The sequence below is a fragment of the Bradyrhizobium sp. 192 genome, from assembly GCF_023100965.1.
Classification (GTDB): domain Bacteria; phylum Pseudomonadota; class Alphaproteobacteria; order Rhizobiales; family Xanthobacteraceae; genus Bradyrhizobium; species Bradyrhizobium symbiodeficiens.
In genome coordinates this window covers 868,223-883,214 of the sequence record NZ_CP064690.1, presented here as the reverse complement: position 1 = coordinate 883,214, position 14,992 = coordinate 868,223, and the positions used below count along the sequence as shown (strand labels likewise).

The following is a 14,992-nucleotide window of genomic DNA, read 5'->3' as shown; positions in this document are numbered from 1 at the left end:
AAATCAGCGATTTTCCCGCCAACAGGTCGCGAGCGAGTTCGCCTGCGCCCTCGCCACGTAGGTCCCTGCCAGCCGCCGGACGCCCGGGCCGGGGGTTTTGGCGCTGCGTTTGACCGGATTTGGGAGGATCGAGGCCAGAAGGGCCGCCTCGCGGGGGGAGAGGCCGGCGGCCGATTTGCCAAAGGCATAGGCGCTGCCCGCCTCGACGCCGAATTGGCCCCGCGGACCGAACTCGGCGATGTTGAGGTAGATCTCCAGGATCCGCGGCTTGGGCAGGACGAGGTCGATCCAGAGCGCCAGCGGGAATTCGAGCGCCTTGCGGACGAAGTCCCGGCCCTGCCAGAGGAACAGGTTTTTCGCGACTTGCTGGGTGATCGTAGAGGCGCCGCGGAACGGCGTACCATCCTCCTGGGCGTCGTCGATCGCCTCGCGCAGCGCGCCCCAATCGATGCCATGATGCTTGCAGAAATGGGCGTCCTCGGCTGCGATCACCGATCGCGGAAGTGCGGGCGACATCGCCGCCAGATCGATCCATTCCCGCTGCATCGGCGCGCCGCGAAGCGAGCGCCACGCCATCAGCGTCGAAACGGGATGGCCGATGCGGTAGAACGGCGCGATCACATAGGGCGCGAGAATGACGACCGCGAGCGCTATCAGCAGGAATTTGACGATGCGCAAATCGACCTCTCCGGCCCCGAACCAGAAGCGGCCACGGATCCTGCCATTAAGTCTGTGATAATTCGGACCTTTTCCAGCACTTTTTAGGCCTTCCAAACGATTGACTGGGGCGGGCTCATAAAGGATTGTCCCGCCGAATTTTAGTTCTGGAGCCCTTCTTGATGACCGGCACGTCCCCGTCCGATTTCGCCAAACGTCTGGACAAGACCGCTGATGATACCGAGGCCCTGCTCGGCCGCCTGCTGTCGGACGACATCCTGCACGATGAGATCGCCCGGCCCAAGCGACTGATGGACGCAATGCGCTATTCGAGCCTGAACGGCGGCAAGCGCCTGCGACCGTTCCTGGTGGTCGAGAGCGCGGCTGTGTTCGGTGTCCCCCGTGAAGCCGCGCTGCTGGTCGGCGCCGCGCTGGAATGCATCCATTGCTATTCGCTGATCCACGACGATCTGCCGGCCATGGACAATTCGGACCTGCGCCGCGGCCGCCCGACCCTGCACAAGAAGACCGATGACGCCACCGCGATCCTCGCCGGCGACGGCCTGTTGACGCTCGCCTTCGACATCGTCACCCGCGACGAGATCCATCGCGACGCCAATGTGCGGCTGCTGCTGACGCGCGCGCTGGCGCGCTGCGCCGGCATCGGCGGCATGGTCGGCGGCCAGATCCTCGATCTCGCCGGCGAAGGCCGCTTTGGCGGCAACGAGCCGATCGACGTCGCCCGCATTCAGCAAATGAAGACCGGTGCGCTCTTGCGCTACGGCTGCATCGCCGGCGCGATCCTCGGCGAGGCCTCGCAGAAAGAATATCAGGCGCTCGACGATTACGGCCGCGCGCTCGGCGAAGCCTTCCAGATCGCCGACGATTTGCTCGATGTCGAGGGCGACGCGGCGGCCCTCGGTAAGCCGGCCGGCGCCGATGCGGCGCTCGGCAAGACCACTTTCGTCACCCAGCTCGGCATCGAAGGCGCCAAGCAGCGCGTGCGCGACTTGCTCGCGCGGGCCGACAGCGCCGTCTCGATCTTCGGCGATCACGCCGCCGTGCTGCAGGCCGCCGCGCGCTTCGTCGCCGAGCGGAAGAACTGACGATACCAATGGCGGTCGGGGGCAAAGAAGATCCCGCCCTCGCCCGCTTCCGCAAGATGTCGCGGCCGGTCCGGCTGATCTATGCACGGCCCCGGACCTTCATCGCGCTCGCGGCTGGTGTCCTGGTCTGCCTGCTGCTGCCGGGCTCGCACCGGCTGGTGACACGGCTCCTGTTCGGGTGGGATGCGCTGATCGCGGTCTATCTCGTGCTGGTCTACGCAATGATGCTTTGCAACGACCACCAGCACATCAGGCGCGCCGCCGCGATGCAGGACGACGGCCGTTTCGTGATCCTGCTGGTGACGGCGATCGGCGCCTTCGCCAGCATCGCCGCGATCGTCTCCGAACTCGGCACACCGCATCGGGGCGTGCTGGAGCTGACCATCGCGATCAGCACCATCGCGCTGTCGTGGGCCGGCGTACACACCACCTTCGCGCTGCACTACGCGCACGATTATTATCGCAACGCCAAGCCGGGCGGCCTTCAGTTCCCGAGCAGCGACAAGGAAGACCACGCCGACTATTGGGACTTCGTCTATTTCTCTTTCGTGATCGGCATGACCGCGCAGGTCTCCGACGTCGGCATCACCGACAAGACGATCCGCCGCACGGCCACGGCGCACGGGATCGTGTCGTTCATCTACAACACGGCCCTGCTCGCACTGACGGTCAATATCGCGGCGAGCGCGATCTCGAACTGACATCGTCCCGGCACTGCCGGGACGACTTGCAGTGTCAGTTGCAAACCTCGGCATTGGCGTCATTGGAGGGACCGCCACCGCCGCGATATTCGAGATGGCAACCACGGTTGACCGGGCGACAGCCGGTGTTGTTGCAGAAAATCTGGCCACCACCCGAGGGACGGCTGGCACCTGCTGCAGCAGCAATGCCGGCCGCGGCGCCATAGCCGCCCGCCGTGCCAGCGGCGCCGCCGCCCTGACGACGCTGCCGGGCGGGACGCTCATCACCGTCGTCGCGCTTCGCCGTTGCGGGCTTGGCCGGCTTGGCCGCGCGCTGCTTCTCGCACTCATTATCGTTGTTGACCGCATAGCCCTCACGGCAGACGATCTTCGTGCACTTGTCGCCATCGGCCTTGAAACCGTGCTCGCAGACCAGCGGGCAGACCCGCGACGGCTTGGCCTTGACCGCATCCAACGCGTCCGTGCTCGCCACCTTCACGTCGAGCTTGGTGCCGGCATAGCGGTTGAACTGCGACAGCGAGCGCTGAGAGGGCGTATTCCAGTTGCCGTCGGCCTGCCCGGAGTAGCAGCCGACGCGGCCGAGCTCGGTCTGCACAGAGCGGCTGAGATCGGCCGGCGCGGTCGCCGGCGTCAGGGAGGCGACGTTGGTGCCGGCAGGGCTCACCGTGCTGGTCGGCGCAGCGCCCGGCGCCGCGGCGGCGAGGTTGACGCGCTGCTGCTCGGCGGCAGCTGCCTGCTGCTGCGCCTGCTCCTTGGCCTTCTGCGCGGCGAGCTGCGCCTGCTCGGCGGCCTTCGCATCGGCCGCCGCCCTGACCTGCGCATCCTTCTGCGCGCCAAGCGCGGCAAGACGATCGCGTTCTGCCTCGGCCTGTTTCGCCTTCTCGGTGGCAGCCGCATGGGCCTGCTCGGCACCAATTTTCTCGACCTGAAGCTTGGCAAGGCTCGCATAGAAGCCATCGGGATGCTGGGCGAGGAAGGCAGCCCACGCCGCCCGGTTGCCGACCTGGAGCGCGAGTTCGTAGTCGCGGCGGATATCGGCCTGCGGGTTTGCCACGGGTGCCCCCGGAGCTGCAGCTGCTACCTTGACCGGCACCAACGGCACGTCCTCACCGCCCAGCGAGCCGTAGACGAACGGTTCCTGTTTGTTGCCGGTCGATTTGAGCACGTCATCACGCACGAAGCCGAAGGCACGGCGAACATCGAGACCCGGCGTCGCCAGATGCTTTGACAACGCGACCGTAAATGGGCTGTTGGCACCGTCACCGTCCTGGGCCGTGAAGCCGGCCTTGGCCGAATAGGCGATCAGGGTGTTGGGGCTGGTCGGCTCGACCTGGGCGAGGCCCCGGCCGATGCCGCGCGATGCCACCGTGCGTTTCATGGTCTTGCCGAACGGATTGTCGCGGCAGGCATCCAGGATCACCAGGCGGAGCTGCTTGGCAGGCTCGACCGCGACCAGAACGCGGTCGAGGGACAGCGCTTCGTCATAGACGTCGGTGTCACGCTCGAGCTTGGCGTCGACAGGAATCAGATAGTTCGAGCCCTCGACCTCGATGCCGTGGCCGGCATAGTAGACCACTGCGATGTCGGCGCTTCGGGTCGCGTCGGCGAACTCGCGCAGCACGCGCCGCGTCTCCTGCGCCGACAAATCGTGCCGGGAATCGACGACATCGAAACCGGCTTCCTTCAGTGTCTTCGCCATCACCGCACCGTCATTGACGGGGTTGGCGAGCGACGGCGCGTGCTGATACGCCGAGTTGGCGAGCACCAGAGCGACCCGCTTTCCGGCGAAAGCGGGCCCGGCGCCGAACAGCAACGCGGCAGCGAGGAGAAGCGGGCAAAGTCTGAGCAGATTGCGCATGACACGACTTCCGAAGTTCGGGCCATCTGGGCCCCTTTGGGATCGCTTTAGCAGGATCTGGTGCCGGCACTTGTGATGGAGGTCACGAAGGCTGTGCCGGCAACTACCAGAGAGCCCCCTTAGTTTGTCGCACCAGCGCGGTCGCGGTTCGCCGGCCGATGCGGGCAAACCGGTTTCCCTCAGACAACCCCGATATGCCCCCGATATTGCGGCAGATTGTCCGTTATGTCGTGCCAGGGCGCCTTCGAGGCCACGAAGATGTGGGCGCTTGGCCGGATCGAGGGGGCATCGACCAGGGTTCCCATGGCGACATGGACCCATTGTCCTTCACGCACCCGGGAATAAAGCAGCGAGCCGCATCGCCCACAATGGGCATCATGGGTCGTGTCGTCGCCGAAAATCATCCTCTGGTCGCCACCTCGGACAATGCGGAGCTTGTCCTGCGCGATGCCGGCGAACGGCTTGAACGCGGAGCCGGTGGTGCGACGGCAGTTCGAACAGTGGCAGTTCATCGCATAGGAGAACGCGTCGACCACTTCGAACCGCACGGTGCGGCAGTAGCATTCGCCGATCAGGATACGAACGTTCGAATTTTCTGATCCGGTCATGCCAACACCCTCGCGCGATGAGCGAGACACCCATAGCGCATTTCGATGCGTACGACTAAGTTCCGCCCAAGCCATCATTCAAAAGGATGACCCATGAGCCAGAACCGTTCGAGTGTCGAAGCCGTCGTGCAATCCTATTTCGACGGGCTTTACGAGGGCGACGCCGAGAAGCTCGGCACCATCTTCCATCCCTCCGCTGACTTGCGCTGGGTCGAGAAGGGCGAGCTCCAGGTCCTGACCGTCCCCGACTGGCTCGACCGCGTCCGCAAACGCGCCTCCGCCAAGGCCGAGGGCAAGCCGCGCGAGGATTTCATCGTCACCATCGACCGTTCGGACGACAAGACCGCCTTCATCAAGGTGCGATGTCAGCTGCCGCCGCGTTTCTTCACCGATTATCTGGTCGCGATGAAGCTCGCGGACGGTTGGCAGATCGTGTCGAAGTCGTATCGTTATGATTTGAGGGAGTGAAGGCTCAGCACTTCTGCTGCCCAATATCCGCCGCGCTCGGCGCCCATTCTGGGTGGTCTCCACTCGCCTGAAGGCTTCCCATGCCGCTCGATCGCCGTTCCCTGCTCGCCTCGCTATGCTGGATCGCGGCTTCCCCCGCGTTGGCCGCCGAGCCACCGCCCGAACTCGAAACCTATGAGCGCGAGAGCGGCGGGCGGATCGGGGTCTATGCGGAGAACCTTACGACCGGCAAGAAGCTCACCTGGCGCGCCGACGAGCGCTTCGTGATGTGCTCGACCTTCAAGGCCTCGCTCGCGGCCTGCGTGCTGGCTCGGGTCGATCGCGGCGAAGAGAAGCTTGCGGCCACGATCGCTTACGGCAAGGCCGATCTGCTGGAGTATGCGCCGGTCGCCAAGCAGAATCTTGCGGCCGGCGCGATGTCGGTCAGCGACATGTGCAAGGCGATCGTCGAACTCAGCGACAACACCTGCGCGAATCTGCTGCTGGCGCGGATCGGCGGCCCCGCCGCGCTCACCGCGTTCTGGCGGTCGCTCGGCGACACCACCTCGCGGCTGGATCACAACGAGCCCGAACTCAACCGCTCGCCGCCCGGCGATCCCCATGACACCACGACGCCGGCAGCGATGGCGGGAAATTTGCGGCGCCTGGTGGTGGGCGAAGCACTGACGCCGGCCTCGCGTGCCCTGCTCACGGAGTGGATGGTGAACTGCAAGACCGGCGCGAACCGGCTGCGCGGCGGCCTGCCCGCAGGCTGGACCATAGGCGACAAGACCGGCAACAACGGCAAGGATGCTTCGGGCGATATCGCGGTCGCCTGGCCGAAGCCCGAAACGCCGATCCTGATGGCGGCCTATACCCAGGGCGGCACGCCGAATGCGGCGCAGATCGAAGCCGCCTTTGCACGCATCGGGCGGATGGTGGCCGAGCGGCTGGCGTAAGCCGCCCGCATTGACGCAGCAGTCGCTTCCGGGTCAAGACAGGCCGTCATGGAAGCGAAGTTTCAGACCTTTCTCATCCTGCTCTCCGTACTGGCGGGCGTGGCTCTCGCTGCGCGCCGCTTCAACGTCGCCCCTGCCATCCTGCTGATGGTGGCCGGCGTCGGCCTCGCCTTCGTGCCGGGCATGCCGGCGGTGGAATTGCCGCCAGAACTGGTGCTGCTGATGGTGCTGCCGCCGCTGATCTACTCGGCCAGCGTCGCCATGAGCTGGCGCGAATTCCGGAAAAATCTGCGCCCCATCGTGCTGCTCGCGGTCGGCGCCGTGATCTTCACTGCGGCGTTGGTGGCGGCCGCCACGCACTACATGATCGGCCTGCCCTGGACCATCGCCTTCCTGCTCGGTGCCATCGTCGCGCCGCCCGACGTGGTGGCGCCGCTCGCGATCGCGCGCCGGCTCAACATGCCGCGGCGTCTGCTGGTCATCCTCGAGGGTGAAGGGCTCGCCAATGATGCCACGGCGCTGATCCTCTATCGCTTCGCGCTGGCCGCCATCATGGTCGGTCATTTTTCGCTGCCGCTGGCCGCCGGCGAATTCCTCCTCATCGTCGCCAGCGAGATCGCCTTCGGCATCGGCGTCGGCTGGCTCTCCCTTCGCCTCCGCAAATGGTCCGGGGATCCCCAGGTCGAGCTGACGCTGTCGCTGATCACCCCCTACGTTTCCTATTGGCTGCCCGAGCATATCGGGGGCTCCGGGGTGATCGCGACGGTGGCCTGCGGCCTCTATGTGAGCTGGAACGGCCCGTTGCTGATCTCGTCGGCGACGCGCCTGCAAGGCATCTTCTTCTGGGATCTCGTGATCTACCTGATTGAGGGCGTGCTGTTCCTGCTCACCGGCTTCCAGATGCGGGCGCTCTACGAGAAATCGAAGGCGTTCCCGCTCGACGACATCCTGATCGCGACCGCGTTGGTCCTGGTCATCATCGTGGCCGCGCGCTTTGCCTGGCTCTATCCCGCAACCTATCTGCCGCGGATGCTCAGCAAGTCGCTACGCAAGCGCGACCCGGCGCCGCCCTGGCAGTGGCCGTTCGTGCTCGCCTTCACCGGCGTGCGCGGCGCGGTATCGCTCGCGGCCGCGCTGGCGCTGCCGTTCACGCTGCCGGGCGGCGATGCATTTCCGTATCGCGACCTGATTCTGTTCGTGGCCTTCGGCGTCATCTTCGTCACGCTGATCGGCGTCGGCCTGACGTTGCCGCCGGTGGTGCGCTGGCTCGGCGTCGCCGAGGCCGGCCGCAACGAGCATGCCGCCGAGCACGAGGCCGAGATCGCGGCGAGACGCCAGGCCCTCGATGCCGCGTTGAAATCGCTCGACGCGCTGACTGAAGAGAAGGACGTCTCCGACGAAGTGATGCGGCTGCTGCGCGCCCGCCACGACATCCGTATCAGTCAGCTCCCCGATTCACTCGACCCCACCCACCACGACGTCTCCGCCGCCGGCACCGCGCTGACCCGCGACCTGATCACCGCCGAACGAAAATTCATCCACGATCTCCTGCGCGACGGCCAGATCACCGACGAGACCCGCCGCCGGATCGAGCGCGATCTCGATCTGGAGGAGGCGAGCCTGGCGAACCGGGAATATCGGCGGACGCCGCTGTAGGCGTGCAAATCGCCCCGTGATCTGCTACGATTGCCAAATGACCAAGCAAGCTCTCGAAATCCTGCTGGAGCGCGTGTCCGCCTGGCCCGAAGAGGCCCAAGAGGAACTGATGCGGTCCCTGACCGACATCGAGAACAGGCATCTCGGCATCTATCGCCTCAGCGACGACGAGCGAAATGCCGTGCACCGTGGCCTGAAGGACATGCGCGAAGGGAGGCTCGCGAGCGACGAGGCGGTTGCCGCCGTCTTCAATCGCTACAGTGCATGAGGGTGCGCTGGTCCGAGAGTTCACTTTCGGACATAGACGACATATTTTCCTATATTCACGAGCGTAATCGCACGGCCGCGGTCGCCGTGGTCGAGCGCATCAAAGCGGTCGCCGGCCTGCTCCAGGATGTTTCCCGAGGTCGGTCATCTTACAGACGAGCCCGGCGTCCGCATGTTCCCCACCGTTCGCTACCCATATCTCATCTTTTACACGGTCAATCCTGCAGACGCCGAGATCGTAATCCTCCATGTGCGTCATGGAGCGCAGCAGCCTCGGCCTTGAATCCTGCCATGTCTGACGCAATCTACCGCCTCGCACAAAACTCGCCTATGGCCGCCGCCACGGCCGCCGCAATCGTCTCGTGACGCTCCGGCGAGTTCATCGCCATTTCCTCGTCGCGGTTGATGATGGAGCCGGCCTCGAGCAGCACTGCGGCACTGCTCGTCCGCGACAGGACGACGAGCCCGTCATAGCGGTAGACGCCGAAATCCTTGTCGAGCAACTGGCGCCGGTAACGGCCCATCAGCGGCAAGGTGTATTGGCTGGCATAATGCAGCCCCTGCTCCTTCAACTGCCTGCCGATCATCCGGGCCAGCATCAGGCTGGTGGCGAAGTGCGAGTTCTGCCGCGACACGAACAGCGAGTGACCCGTAAAGCGGTCGCTGAAATAGCTCTTCGCGCCATCGAACTCCCAGGTCTCGAGCAGTTTATCGGGCACCGAATCATGGTGGATCGACAGGAAGAGATCGGCCCGGCCGTCATTCGCGGCACTGACCCGCTTGAACAGGCTCGGTCGCGCCTTGCCGTCCGTGACGAGAAGCCGTGTCGCCGCAAAGCCTTCGTGCCTGAGTTTGGTCGTGACCAACCTCGCGAGCCTGAAGTTGAAGCCGAACTCGGGATCGTTGCGGGCGCTCAGCGCGCCGTAGGAATCCGGGGTGTGGCCGACATCCACGACGATTCGGAATTTGCGCGGCTCGCATGCCTCCGGCGCGATCGCTCTCGACCTCGCCTTCGCAAGCTTGGGTGCGCCGGCTGCCCACGCAACGTCGATCGGCGAAAGCAAAAGCGGGATCAGCGAGACCGCGATAGCACGCCACGACGTTCTCACACCGGCCGCTCCCCCTTCACCGTCACCCGCGTCCCCGAGCGCGTATGCGGCCAGTAGTCCCACATCGCGCGGTGCTGGGTGCAGCGGTTGTCCCAGAATGCGATGGCGTTCTCGGTCCAGCGGAAGCGGCACTGGAACAGGGGGTTCTCGGCGTGCTGGTAGAGATAGGCGAGCATCGCGTCGCTCTCGTCGCGAGGGATGCCGTTGATGTGGCGGGTGAAGCCGCGATTGACATAGAGCGCCTTCTTGGCTGTGACCGGGTGCGTGCGCACCACGGGGTGCTCGGCGTTCGGATAGGCCGGGCGGTCGGCGACGCCGTAATTCGCGTAGAGCCCGCGATAGATCGGCTCGCCATCGTGCAGAGCCGTGAGGCCATCGAGATAGGCCTTCATGCGATCGGACAGCGCATCATAGGCCGCATACATGTTGGCGAACAGCGTGTCGCCGCCGCGCGGCGGGCACTGCTTGATGTAGAGGATCGAGCCCATCGGCGGTTCGAGATCGCAGGACACGTCGGAATGCCAGCCCTCGCCATTGGCACGCGGCGAATTCTTGTCGGCGTAGATCTTCATCAGCGCGGGGTCTTCGTCCTCGTGGGGAGCTGCGGGATGAAAATGCAGCTCGCCGAACTTGCGGCCGAAAGCGAGGTGCTGCTGCGGCGTGATGCTCTGGTCGCGGAAGAAGATGACGAGGTTTTCGGCGAGCGCGCGGTGGATCTCGTCCATCTGCTGGTTGGAGCGGGCGTCGTCGGAGACGAGCCTGCCGATGTCCACGCCCGAGATTTCGGCGCCGATGATGGGGGTGAGCTTTTCGACCGAGATGGTTTCGTACGGCGCGCCATCCTCGGCCGTGTGGCGATAGCGCGGGCCCTGCTTGCCGGCGAGTGAGCTCATGGCGTGTCTCCCGATCATTGTTGATTGGGAGACATCGTAGCAATGTAGGACGGGTTAGCGAAGCGTAACCCGCCACTTCGCGGGCGCAAAAAGGAGGGTTACGCTTTCGCTAACTCGCCCTACCATTCCTGATCTGGAGCAAACTACTCCGCCGCAGTCACCGGCACCTTGGCGCCTTGGCCGTAACGCTGCTCGATATAGTCGGTCACGAGCGCCTTGAAGTCGGCCGAGATCGTGGGGCCGCGCAGCGTGCGGAACTTCTTGCCGTCGACGAAGACAGGCGCGGCCGGCGCTTCGCCGGTGCCGGGCAGGGAGATGCCGATATTGGCATGCTTGGATTCGCCGGGGCCGTTGACGATGCAGCCCATCACCGCGACGTTGAGCTCTTCCACGCCGGGATATTTCGTCTTCCAGGTCGGCATCTCGTCGCGGATGAACTCCTGGATCGAGCTTGCCAGCTCCTGGAACGTGGTCGAGGTGGTGCGGCCGCAGCCGGGACAGGCCGCGACCAGCGGCACGAAGGTGCGGAAGCCCATGGTCTGCAGCAGCTCCTGGCCGACCTGCACCTCACGGGTGCGATCGCCGCCAGGCTCCGGCGTCAGCGAGATGCGGATGGTGTCGCCGATGCCCTGCTGCAGCAGGATGCCGAGCGCGGCGGAGGAAGCAACGATGCCCTTGGTGCCCATGCCGGCCTCGGTGAGGCCAAGGTGGATGGCGTAGTCGGAACGGCTGGCGAGGACCTCGTAGACCGCGATCAGATCCTGCACCGCAGAGACCTTTGCGGAGAGGATGATGCGGTTCTTGGGCATACCGAGCTCTTCGGCGCGCGCGGCCGACAGCAGCGCCGACTGCACCATGGCTTCGCGCATCACCGCGCGCGCATCGCGCGGATTGGACGAGGCGGTATTCTCGTCCATCAGCTTGGTCAGCAGCTCCTGGTCGAGCGAGCCCCAATTGGCGCCGATGCGGACCGGCTTGCTGTTCTTGTTGGCGATCTCGATGATGTCGGCGAACTGGGTGTCGCGCTTGTCCTTGAAGCCGACATTGCCGGGATTGATGCGGTACTTGGCGAGCGCCTCGGCGCAGGCCGGATAGGCCGCGAGCAGCTTGTGGCCGATATAGTGGAAGTCGCCGATCAGCGGCGTGGTGATACCGCGCTTGGCGAGGCCGTCGCGAATGTGCGGAACGGCGGCAGCGGCTTCCTCGCGATCCACGGTGATGCGGACCATTTCGGAGCCGGCGCGCGCGAGCGCTGCGACCTGGGCAATGGTACCGTCGATGTCGGCGGTATCGGTGTTGGTCATCGACTGCACGACGATCGGCGCACCGCCGCCGACGGCGACGTCGCCGACCTTGACCTGAGTGGTACGATGGCGCGGCGCGGGCCCCGCGATGTCGGAATCGATTGATGTTTCGGGCTTGTTCATGGGGGTCCAAATATCAGGTTTTGGTGACGTTCAGCAATGCGTCGCGCGGCGCCGCAGCGACTTGGCTCGGACGGTTAACCAGAAAAAGCCCAGCAATTACAAGGACGGCTGCCGCCCCGAACGCCAAGCTTAGGGTGTCATGCATGATGAAATAGCTACCGACCACGCCAAACAAAGGGGTGATGAAGGTAAAAGCCGACAATTTGCTGGCCGAATAGGTCTTCACGAGAGCGAACCAAAGCGTGAACGTGGTTCCAACCACCCAGATCGCCTGGAACGCCATCAGGCCGAGCGACAGCGGCGCGGGGGTGTGCGTGATGGTCTCGCCGAACAGCCAGGCCGCCAGCCCCAGGATCGGGATCGAGATCGCGACCTGATAGCCCAGCGCCTTCTCGGGCGCGGCGAACCGCAAGCGCGTCCCCTTGGCAACCAGCGTGGTCGCCGCCCACAGCGCGGCACCACCGACGATCATGAGGTCGCCGAGCAGGACGTGCGAATCGACATTGGGCTGCGGCACGCCAATCGCGAGGGCGACGCCTGCAAAGCTGATGGCGAGGCCTAGCCATTGCGAGGCGCCGAGCCGCTCGCCGAGCACCTGGTAGGAGCCGAGCGCAACGAAGAACGGCGCGGTATAGAGGAACACCACCGCGCGCGAGGCCGAGGTGAGGCGTAGCCCCTGGAAGATCAGCACGAATTCGATGCCGAACATCAGACCGGCGATCAGACCCGGCTTCCACGTGCCGTCGTTCTCGAAGAATTTGACGCCGCGAAACGTGCCGATGAGGAACAGCACCGGCAGCGCGCCCGCCGACCGGATCGTGGCCTGCAGCATCGGCGGGATGTCCGGCAGCACCAGCTTCACCGCGATCTGGTTGAACCCCCACGTCAGGCACAGCATGAGCATCAGGGCGATGGCGCCGGCGCTGAGGGGGCGTGCGGCGGAGGGGTTGGCTTGTGGTGAGGACATCTCTTCCCGAAAACCGGCTTTGCGCCGTTGTTTGCTTTATGCAGCTTTCTGACAATGGGTGCAGATGCCCGTGATCTCGACCACGGACAGCTTGGGTGCGAAGCCTGAACTGCGCGCGGCAACGTTGATATCGTTGGCAAAGGACGCTGACGGGATCTCGCCGACCAGGCCGCAGCGCTCGCAGATCAGGAACGCCACCGCCGAGGTCGCGTCGTGGTCGTGGGCGGCACAGGCGAGATAGGCATTGCGGCTTTCGATGCGGTGCACGAGGCCGTTGGCCATCAGGAAATCGAGCGCGCGGTAGACCGTGATCGGCGCCGGACGCGCCATCGACTTGGCCAATTCGTCGATCACCTCGTAGGCGCCGAGCGGGCGGTGGCTGGAGAGCAAGGCCGCCAGCACGTGACGACGAATGGGCGTGAACTTCTGCGCGCGCTGCTCGCAAACGGCCTCGGCATGCGCCAGCGCATCCGCGGTGCAGCGGCCGTGATCATGGTCGGGCGCGGGAAATGCCGGCTTTGCGAGGGTCATGCGGCCCGCTTCTAGCATTTCGGCAGGGGAACCCAAAGCACGACCGCCGAGTGGCTGTCAGCCATGCTTTTGCTGCGGGACAGCGTCCCGCTAACCCGGCATGAAATAATCATAAGCTTGCTTATTATATTCAAGCTCATTGGAGACAAAGCTTATGACCCGCGGGTCCGTCGACCAGAATTTCCTGTTCACGCTGGGCGAACTCTACCGCCTCTTGCGCGTCTATGCCGACAAGGAGGCTTCGCGCTTCGGCATCACCCGCGCGCAATGGGCGGTGCTGGCCAAGGTCGAGCGCAGCGAGGGCATGAAGCAGTCGGAACTCGCCGAGCTGCTGGAGATGCAGCCGATCACACTGACCCGCCTGATCGACAAGCTCTGCGACAGCGACTGGATCGAGCGTCGCAGCGACGCTTCGGACCGCCGCGTCAAGCGGCTTTATCTCAGGAAGGCCGGCCGGCAATTGCTGGGCCGGATGAGCGGGCTGAAGTCGGAGCTGACCGCCAACGCGCTGGACGGCATCACGCCGGCCGACGCTCATCGCCTGCTGACCCAGCTCGAAACCATCAAGGAAAACGTGCGCACCGCGATCCAGACCAGCGGTGCGGAACAGGCGCGCAAGGAGCAGCGCTATGGCTGATCAAGTCCTCAAGTTCCAGCCCGAGCAGAAGACCGACACCGGCAAGCCCACCAAGAAGGCCGGCACCGATCCCCGACGCCGTCTGGTCGCGGGCCTGCGGCGTTATCGCCGCTTCCTGCTTCTGGTCGTGCTGCCTCTCGTCGCCATCGTCGGCGGCCTCACCTTCTATCTGCATGGCGGCCGCTATGTCGGCACCGACGACGCCTATGTCGGCGCGCAGAAAGTGCTGGTGACGCCCGATATCTCCGGCAAGATCCTGAAGGTGATCGTGAAGGAAGGCCAGTCGGTCAAGCGCGGCGACGAGCTGTTCGAGATCGACCCCGTTCCGTTCCGCCACGCGGTCGACGAGGCCAAGGCGCAACTCGCCCAAACCCGCACGACCTATGACAATCTCGTCGCCAACATCAAGATCTATGGCGACATGCTCAACCTTGCCCAGCAAGGCATCGATCTGAAGCAGCGCGACGTCGAGCGCAAGCAGGCGCTGGTGAAGAACAATTTCGGCTCGCAGCTCGATCTCGACAACGCCTCGAATGCGCTGGTCACCGCAGGCGCGCAGGCGCAATACATCAAACAGCAACTCTCCAACGCCAAGACGCAGCTGCTCGGCGATTCAGCGTTGCCGCTGGAGCAATTCCCGCCTTACGCACAGGCAAAAGCCAGGCTGGACGATGCCCAGCGCAACCTCGACCACACCGTGCTGCGCGCCCCGATGGACGGCGTGGCCACACAGGTGGAGCAGATCCAACTTGGCCGGTTCGTCACCGCCGGCACGCCGGTCTTCTCCATCATCGACGTCGCCCATCCCTGGGTCGACGCCAACCCGAAGGAGAGCGACCTCACCCACGTCACCGAAGGTCAGCCCGTCACGCTCGAGGTCGACGCCTTCCCCAGCCACGTCTTCAAGGGCAAGATCGGATCGCTCTCGCCCGGCACCGGTGCGCAATTCGCCATCCTGCCGCCGCAGAACGCCACCGGCAATTTCGTCAAGGTCGTGCAGCGCGTGCCGATCAGAATCTATTTCGACGAGACCGACAAATATGTGCGGAAGCTGAAGGCCGGCATGAGCGTCTATGCCACGATCGACACCGGCCACAAGCGCTCGCTCGCTGGCCTGTTCGGCTTGTCGGCGACGGCGAGCCAAGACAAAGATCAGGACAAGGACTGAT

17 protein-coding genes and 1 pseudogene are annotated in these 14,992 nt (G+C 64.9%); 10 read left to right on the top strand and 8 right to left on the bottom strand.

The window, feature by feature from the left end; all coding sequences use genetic code 11:
• Nucleotides 1–3: 3 nt before the first annotated feature.
• A complete protein-coding gene (mtgA, locus tag IVB24_RS04135) occupies nucleotides 4–678 on the bottom strand; it encodes a monofunctional biosynthetic peptidoglycan transglycosylase (protein WP_094976230.1) in 675 nt (224 codons plus the stop codon).
• Between the two features lie 161 nt (nucleotides 679–839).
• Between mtgA and IVB24_RS04130 the strand changes: the two genes are divergently transcribed.
• Both IVB24_RS04130 and IVB24_RS04125 read left to right on the top strand, forming a co-directional pair.
• On the top strand, nucleotides 840–1,763 hold the full coding sequence (locus tag IVB24_RS04130; RefSeq protein ID WP_247772127.1) for a polyprenyl synthetase family protein: 924 nt from the start codon (nucleotides 840–842) through the stop codon (nucleotides 1,761–1,763).
• A gap of 8 nt (nucleotides 1,764–1,771) precedes the next feature.
• A complete protein-coding gene (locus IVB24_RS04125; RefSeq protein ID WP_094976228.1) occupies nucleotides 1,772–2,464 on the top strand; it encodes a DUF1345 domain-containing protein in 693 nt (230 codons plus the stop codon).
• A gap of 34 nt (nucleotides 2,465–2,498) precedes the next feature.
• On the opposite strand, the gene IVB24_RS04120 is transcribed toward IVB24_RS04125, so the two are convergent.
• Entirely contained in the window at nucleotides 2,499–4,322 is a 1,824-nt protein-coding gene (locus tag IVB24_RS04120; protein WP_140481619.1) for a caspase family protein, read from the bottom strand.
• Between the two features lie 179 nt (nucleotides 4,323–4,501).
• Complete coding sequence (locus IVB24_RS04115; RefSeq protein ID WP_094976226.1) at nucleotides 4,502–4,930, bottom strand: GFA family protein; 429 nt, start codon at nucleotides 4,928–4,930, stop codon at nucleotides 4,502–4,504.
• Nucleotides 4,931–5,023: 93 nt separating this feature from the next.
• On the opposite strand from IVB24_RS04115, the gene IVB24_RS04110 reads away from it, so the two are divergent.
• The 6 genes and pseudogenes from IVB24_RS04110 to IVB24_RS04085 all read left to right on the top strand — a co-directional run bounded on the left by IVB24_RS04110 (nucleotide 5,024) and on the right by IVB24_RS04085 (nucleotide 8,542).
• Nucleotides 5,024–5,398, top strand: a complete 375-nt coding sequence (locus tag IVB24_RS04110; RefSeq protein WP_094894613.1) for a nuclear transport factor 2 family protein — start codon at nucleotides 5,024–5,026, stop codon at nucleotides 5,396–5,398.
• A gap of 80 nt (nucleotides 5,399–5,478) precedes the next feature.
• Nucleotides 5,479–6,336, top strand: coding sequence for a class A beta-lactamase (gene bla / locus IVB24_RS04105; protein ID WP_247772126.1), 858 nt, complete (start codon nucleotides 5,479–5,481; stop codon nucleotides 6,334–6,336).
• Between the two features lie 48 nt (nucleotides 6,337–6,384).
• Nucleotides 6,385–7,992 carry a Na+/H+ antiporter gene (locus IVB24_RS04100; protein ID WP_247772125.1) on the top strand — a complete coding sequence of 536 codons (1,608 nt, stop codon included), beginning with the start codon at nucleotides 6,385–6,387 and terminating at the stop codon, nucleotides 7,990–7,992.
• A 37-nt stretch (nucleotides 7,993–8,029) separates the two neighbouring features.
• Nucleotides 8,030–8,260 carry a hypothetical protein gene (locus IVB24_RS04095; RefSeq protein WP_094976223.1) on the top strand — a complete coding sequence of 77 codons (231 nt, stop codon included), beginning with the start codon at nucleotides 8,030–8,032 and terminating at the stop codon, nucleotides 8,258–8,260.
• Nucleotides 8,257–8,376: pseudogene (locus IVB24_RS04090) on the top strand (type II toxin-antitoxin system mRNA interferase toxin, RelE/StbE family); the annotation flags it as partial. The gene IVB24_RS04095 and the pseudogene IVB24_RS04090, both read left to right, overlap by 4 nt.
• A gap of 10 nt (nucleotides 8,377–8,386) precedes the next feature.
• Nucleotides 8,387–8,542: a type II toxin-antitoxin system RelE/ParE family toxin gene (locus IVB24_RS04085; RefSeq protein ID WP_346771356.1), complete on the top strand. Its 156-nt coding sequence runs from the start codon at nucleotides 8,387–8,389 to the stop codon at nucleotides 8,540–8,542.
• Nucleotides 8,543–8,564: 22 nt separating this feature from the next.
• Here IVB24_RS04085 and IVB24_RS04080 read toward each other — a convergent pair whose 3' ends face one another.
• The 5 genes from IVB24_RS04080 to IVB24_RS04060 form a co-directional block, all read right to left on the bottom strand.
• Nucleotides 8,565–9,347 carry an N-acetylmuramoyl-L-alanine amidase gene (locus IVB24_RS04080; RefSeq protein WP_247774280.1) on the bottom strand — a complete coding sequence of 261 codons (783 nt, stop codon included), beginning with the start codon at nucleotides 9,345–9,347 and terminating at the stop codon, nucleotides 8,565–8,567.
• 17 nt (nucleotides 9,348–9,364) lie between these two features.
• Nucleotides 9,365–10,261, bottom strand: coding sequence for a TauD/TfdA family dioxygenase (locus tag IVB24_RS04075; protein WP_247772123.1), 897 nt, complete (start codon nucleotides 10,259–10,261; stop codon nucleotides 9,365–9,367).
• Between the two features lie 143 nt (nucleotides 10,262–10,404).
• Entirely contained in the window at nucleotides 10,405–11,688 is a 1,284-nt protein-coding gene (gene ispG, locus IVB24_RS04070; RefSeq protein WP_247772122.1) for a flavodoxin-dependent (E)-4-hydroxy-3-methylbut-2-enyl-diphosphate synthase, read from the bottom strand.
• 13 nt (nucleotides 11,689–11,701) lie between these two features.
• Complete coding sequence (locus IVB24_RS04065; protein ID WP_094976219.1) at nucleotides 11,702–12,655, bottom strand: DMT family transporter; 954 nt, start codon at nucleotides 12,653–12,655, stop codon at nucleotides 11,702–11,704.
• Between the two features lie 36 nt (nucleotides 12,656–12,691).
• Entirely contained in the window at nucleotides 12,692–13,186 is a 495-nt protein-coding gene (locus IVB24_RS04060) for a transcriptional repressor (protein WP_140481626.1), read from the bottom strand.
• Nucleotides 13,187–13,340: 154 nt separating this feature from the next.
• Between IVB24_RS04060 and IVB24_RS04055 the strand changes: the two genes are divergently transcribed.
• Both IVB24_RS04055 and IVB24_RS04050 read left to right on the top strand, forming a co-directional pair.
• The gene (locus tag IVB24_RS04055; protein ID WP_094976217.1) at nucleotides 13,341–13,823 is read left to right on the top strand and encodes a MarR family transcriptional regulator; all 483 of its coding nucleotides are present in this window, start codon (nucleotides 13,341–13,343) and stop codon (nucleotides 13,821–13,823) included.
• Nucleotides 13,816–14,991 carry an HlyD family secretion protein gene (locus IVB24_RS04050; RefSeq protein WP_247772121.1) on the top strand — a complete coding sequence of 392 codons (1,176 nt, stop codon included), beginning with the start codon at nucleotides 13,816–13,818 and terminating at the stop codon, nucleotides 14,989–14,991. The genes IVB24_RS04055 and IVB24_RS04050 overlap by 8 nt, the downstream gene beginning before the upstream one ends.
• Nucleotide 14,992 lies beyond the last annotated feature (1 nt).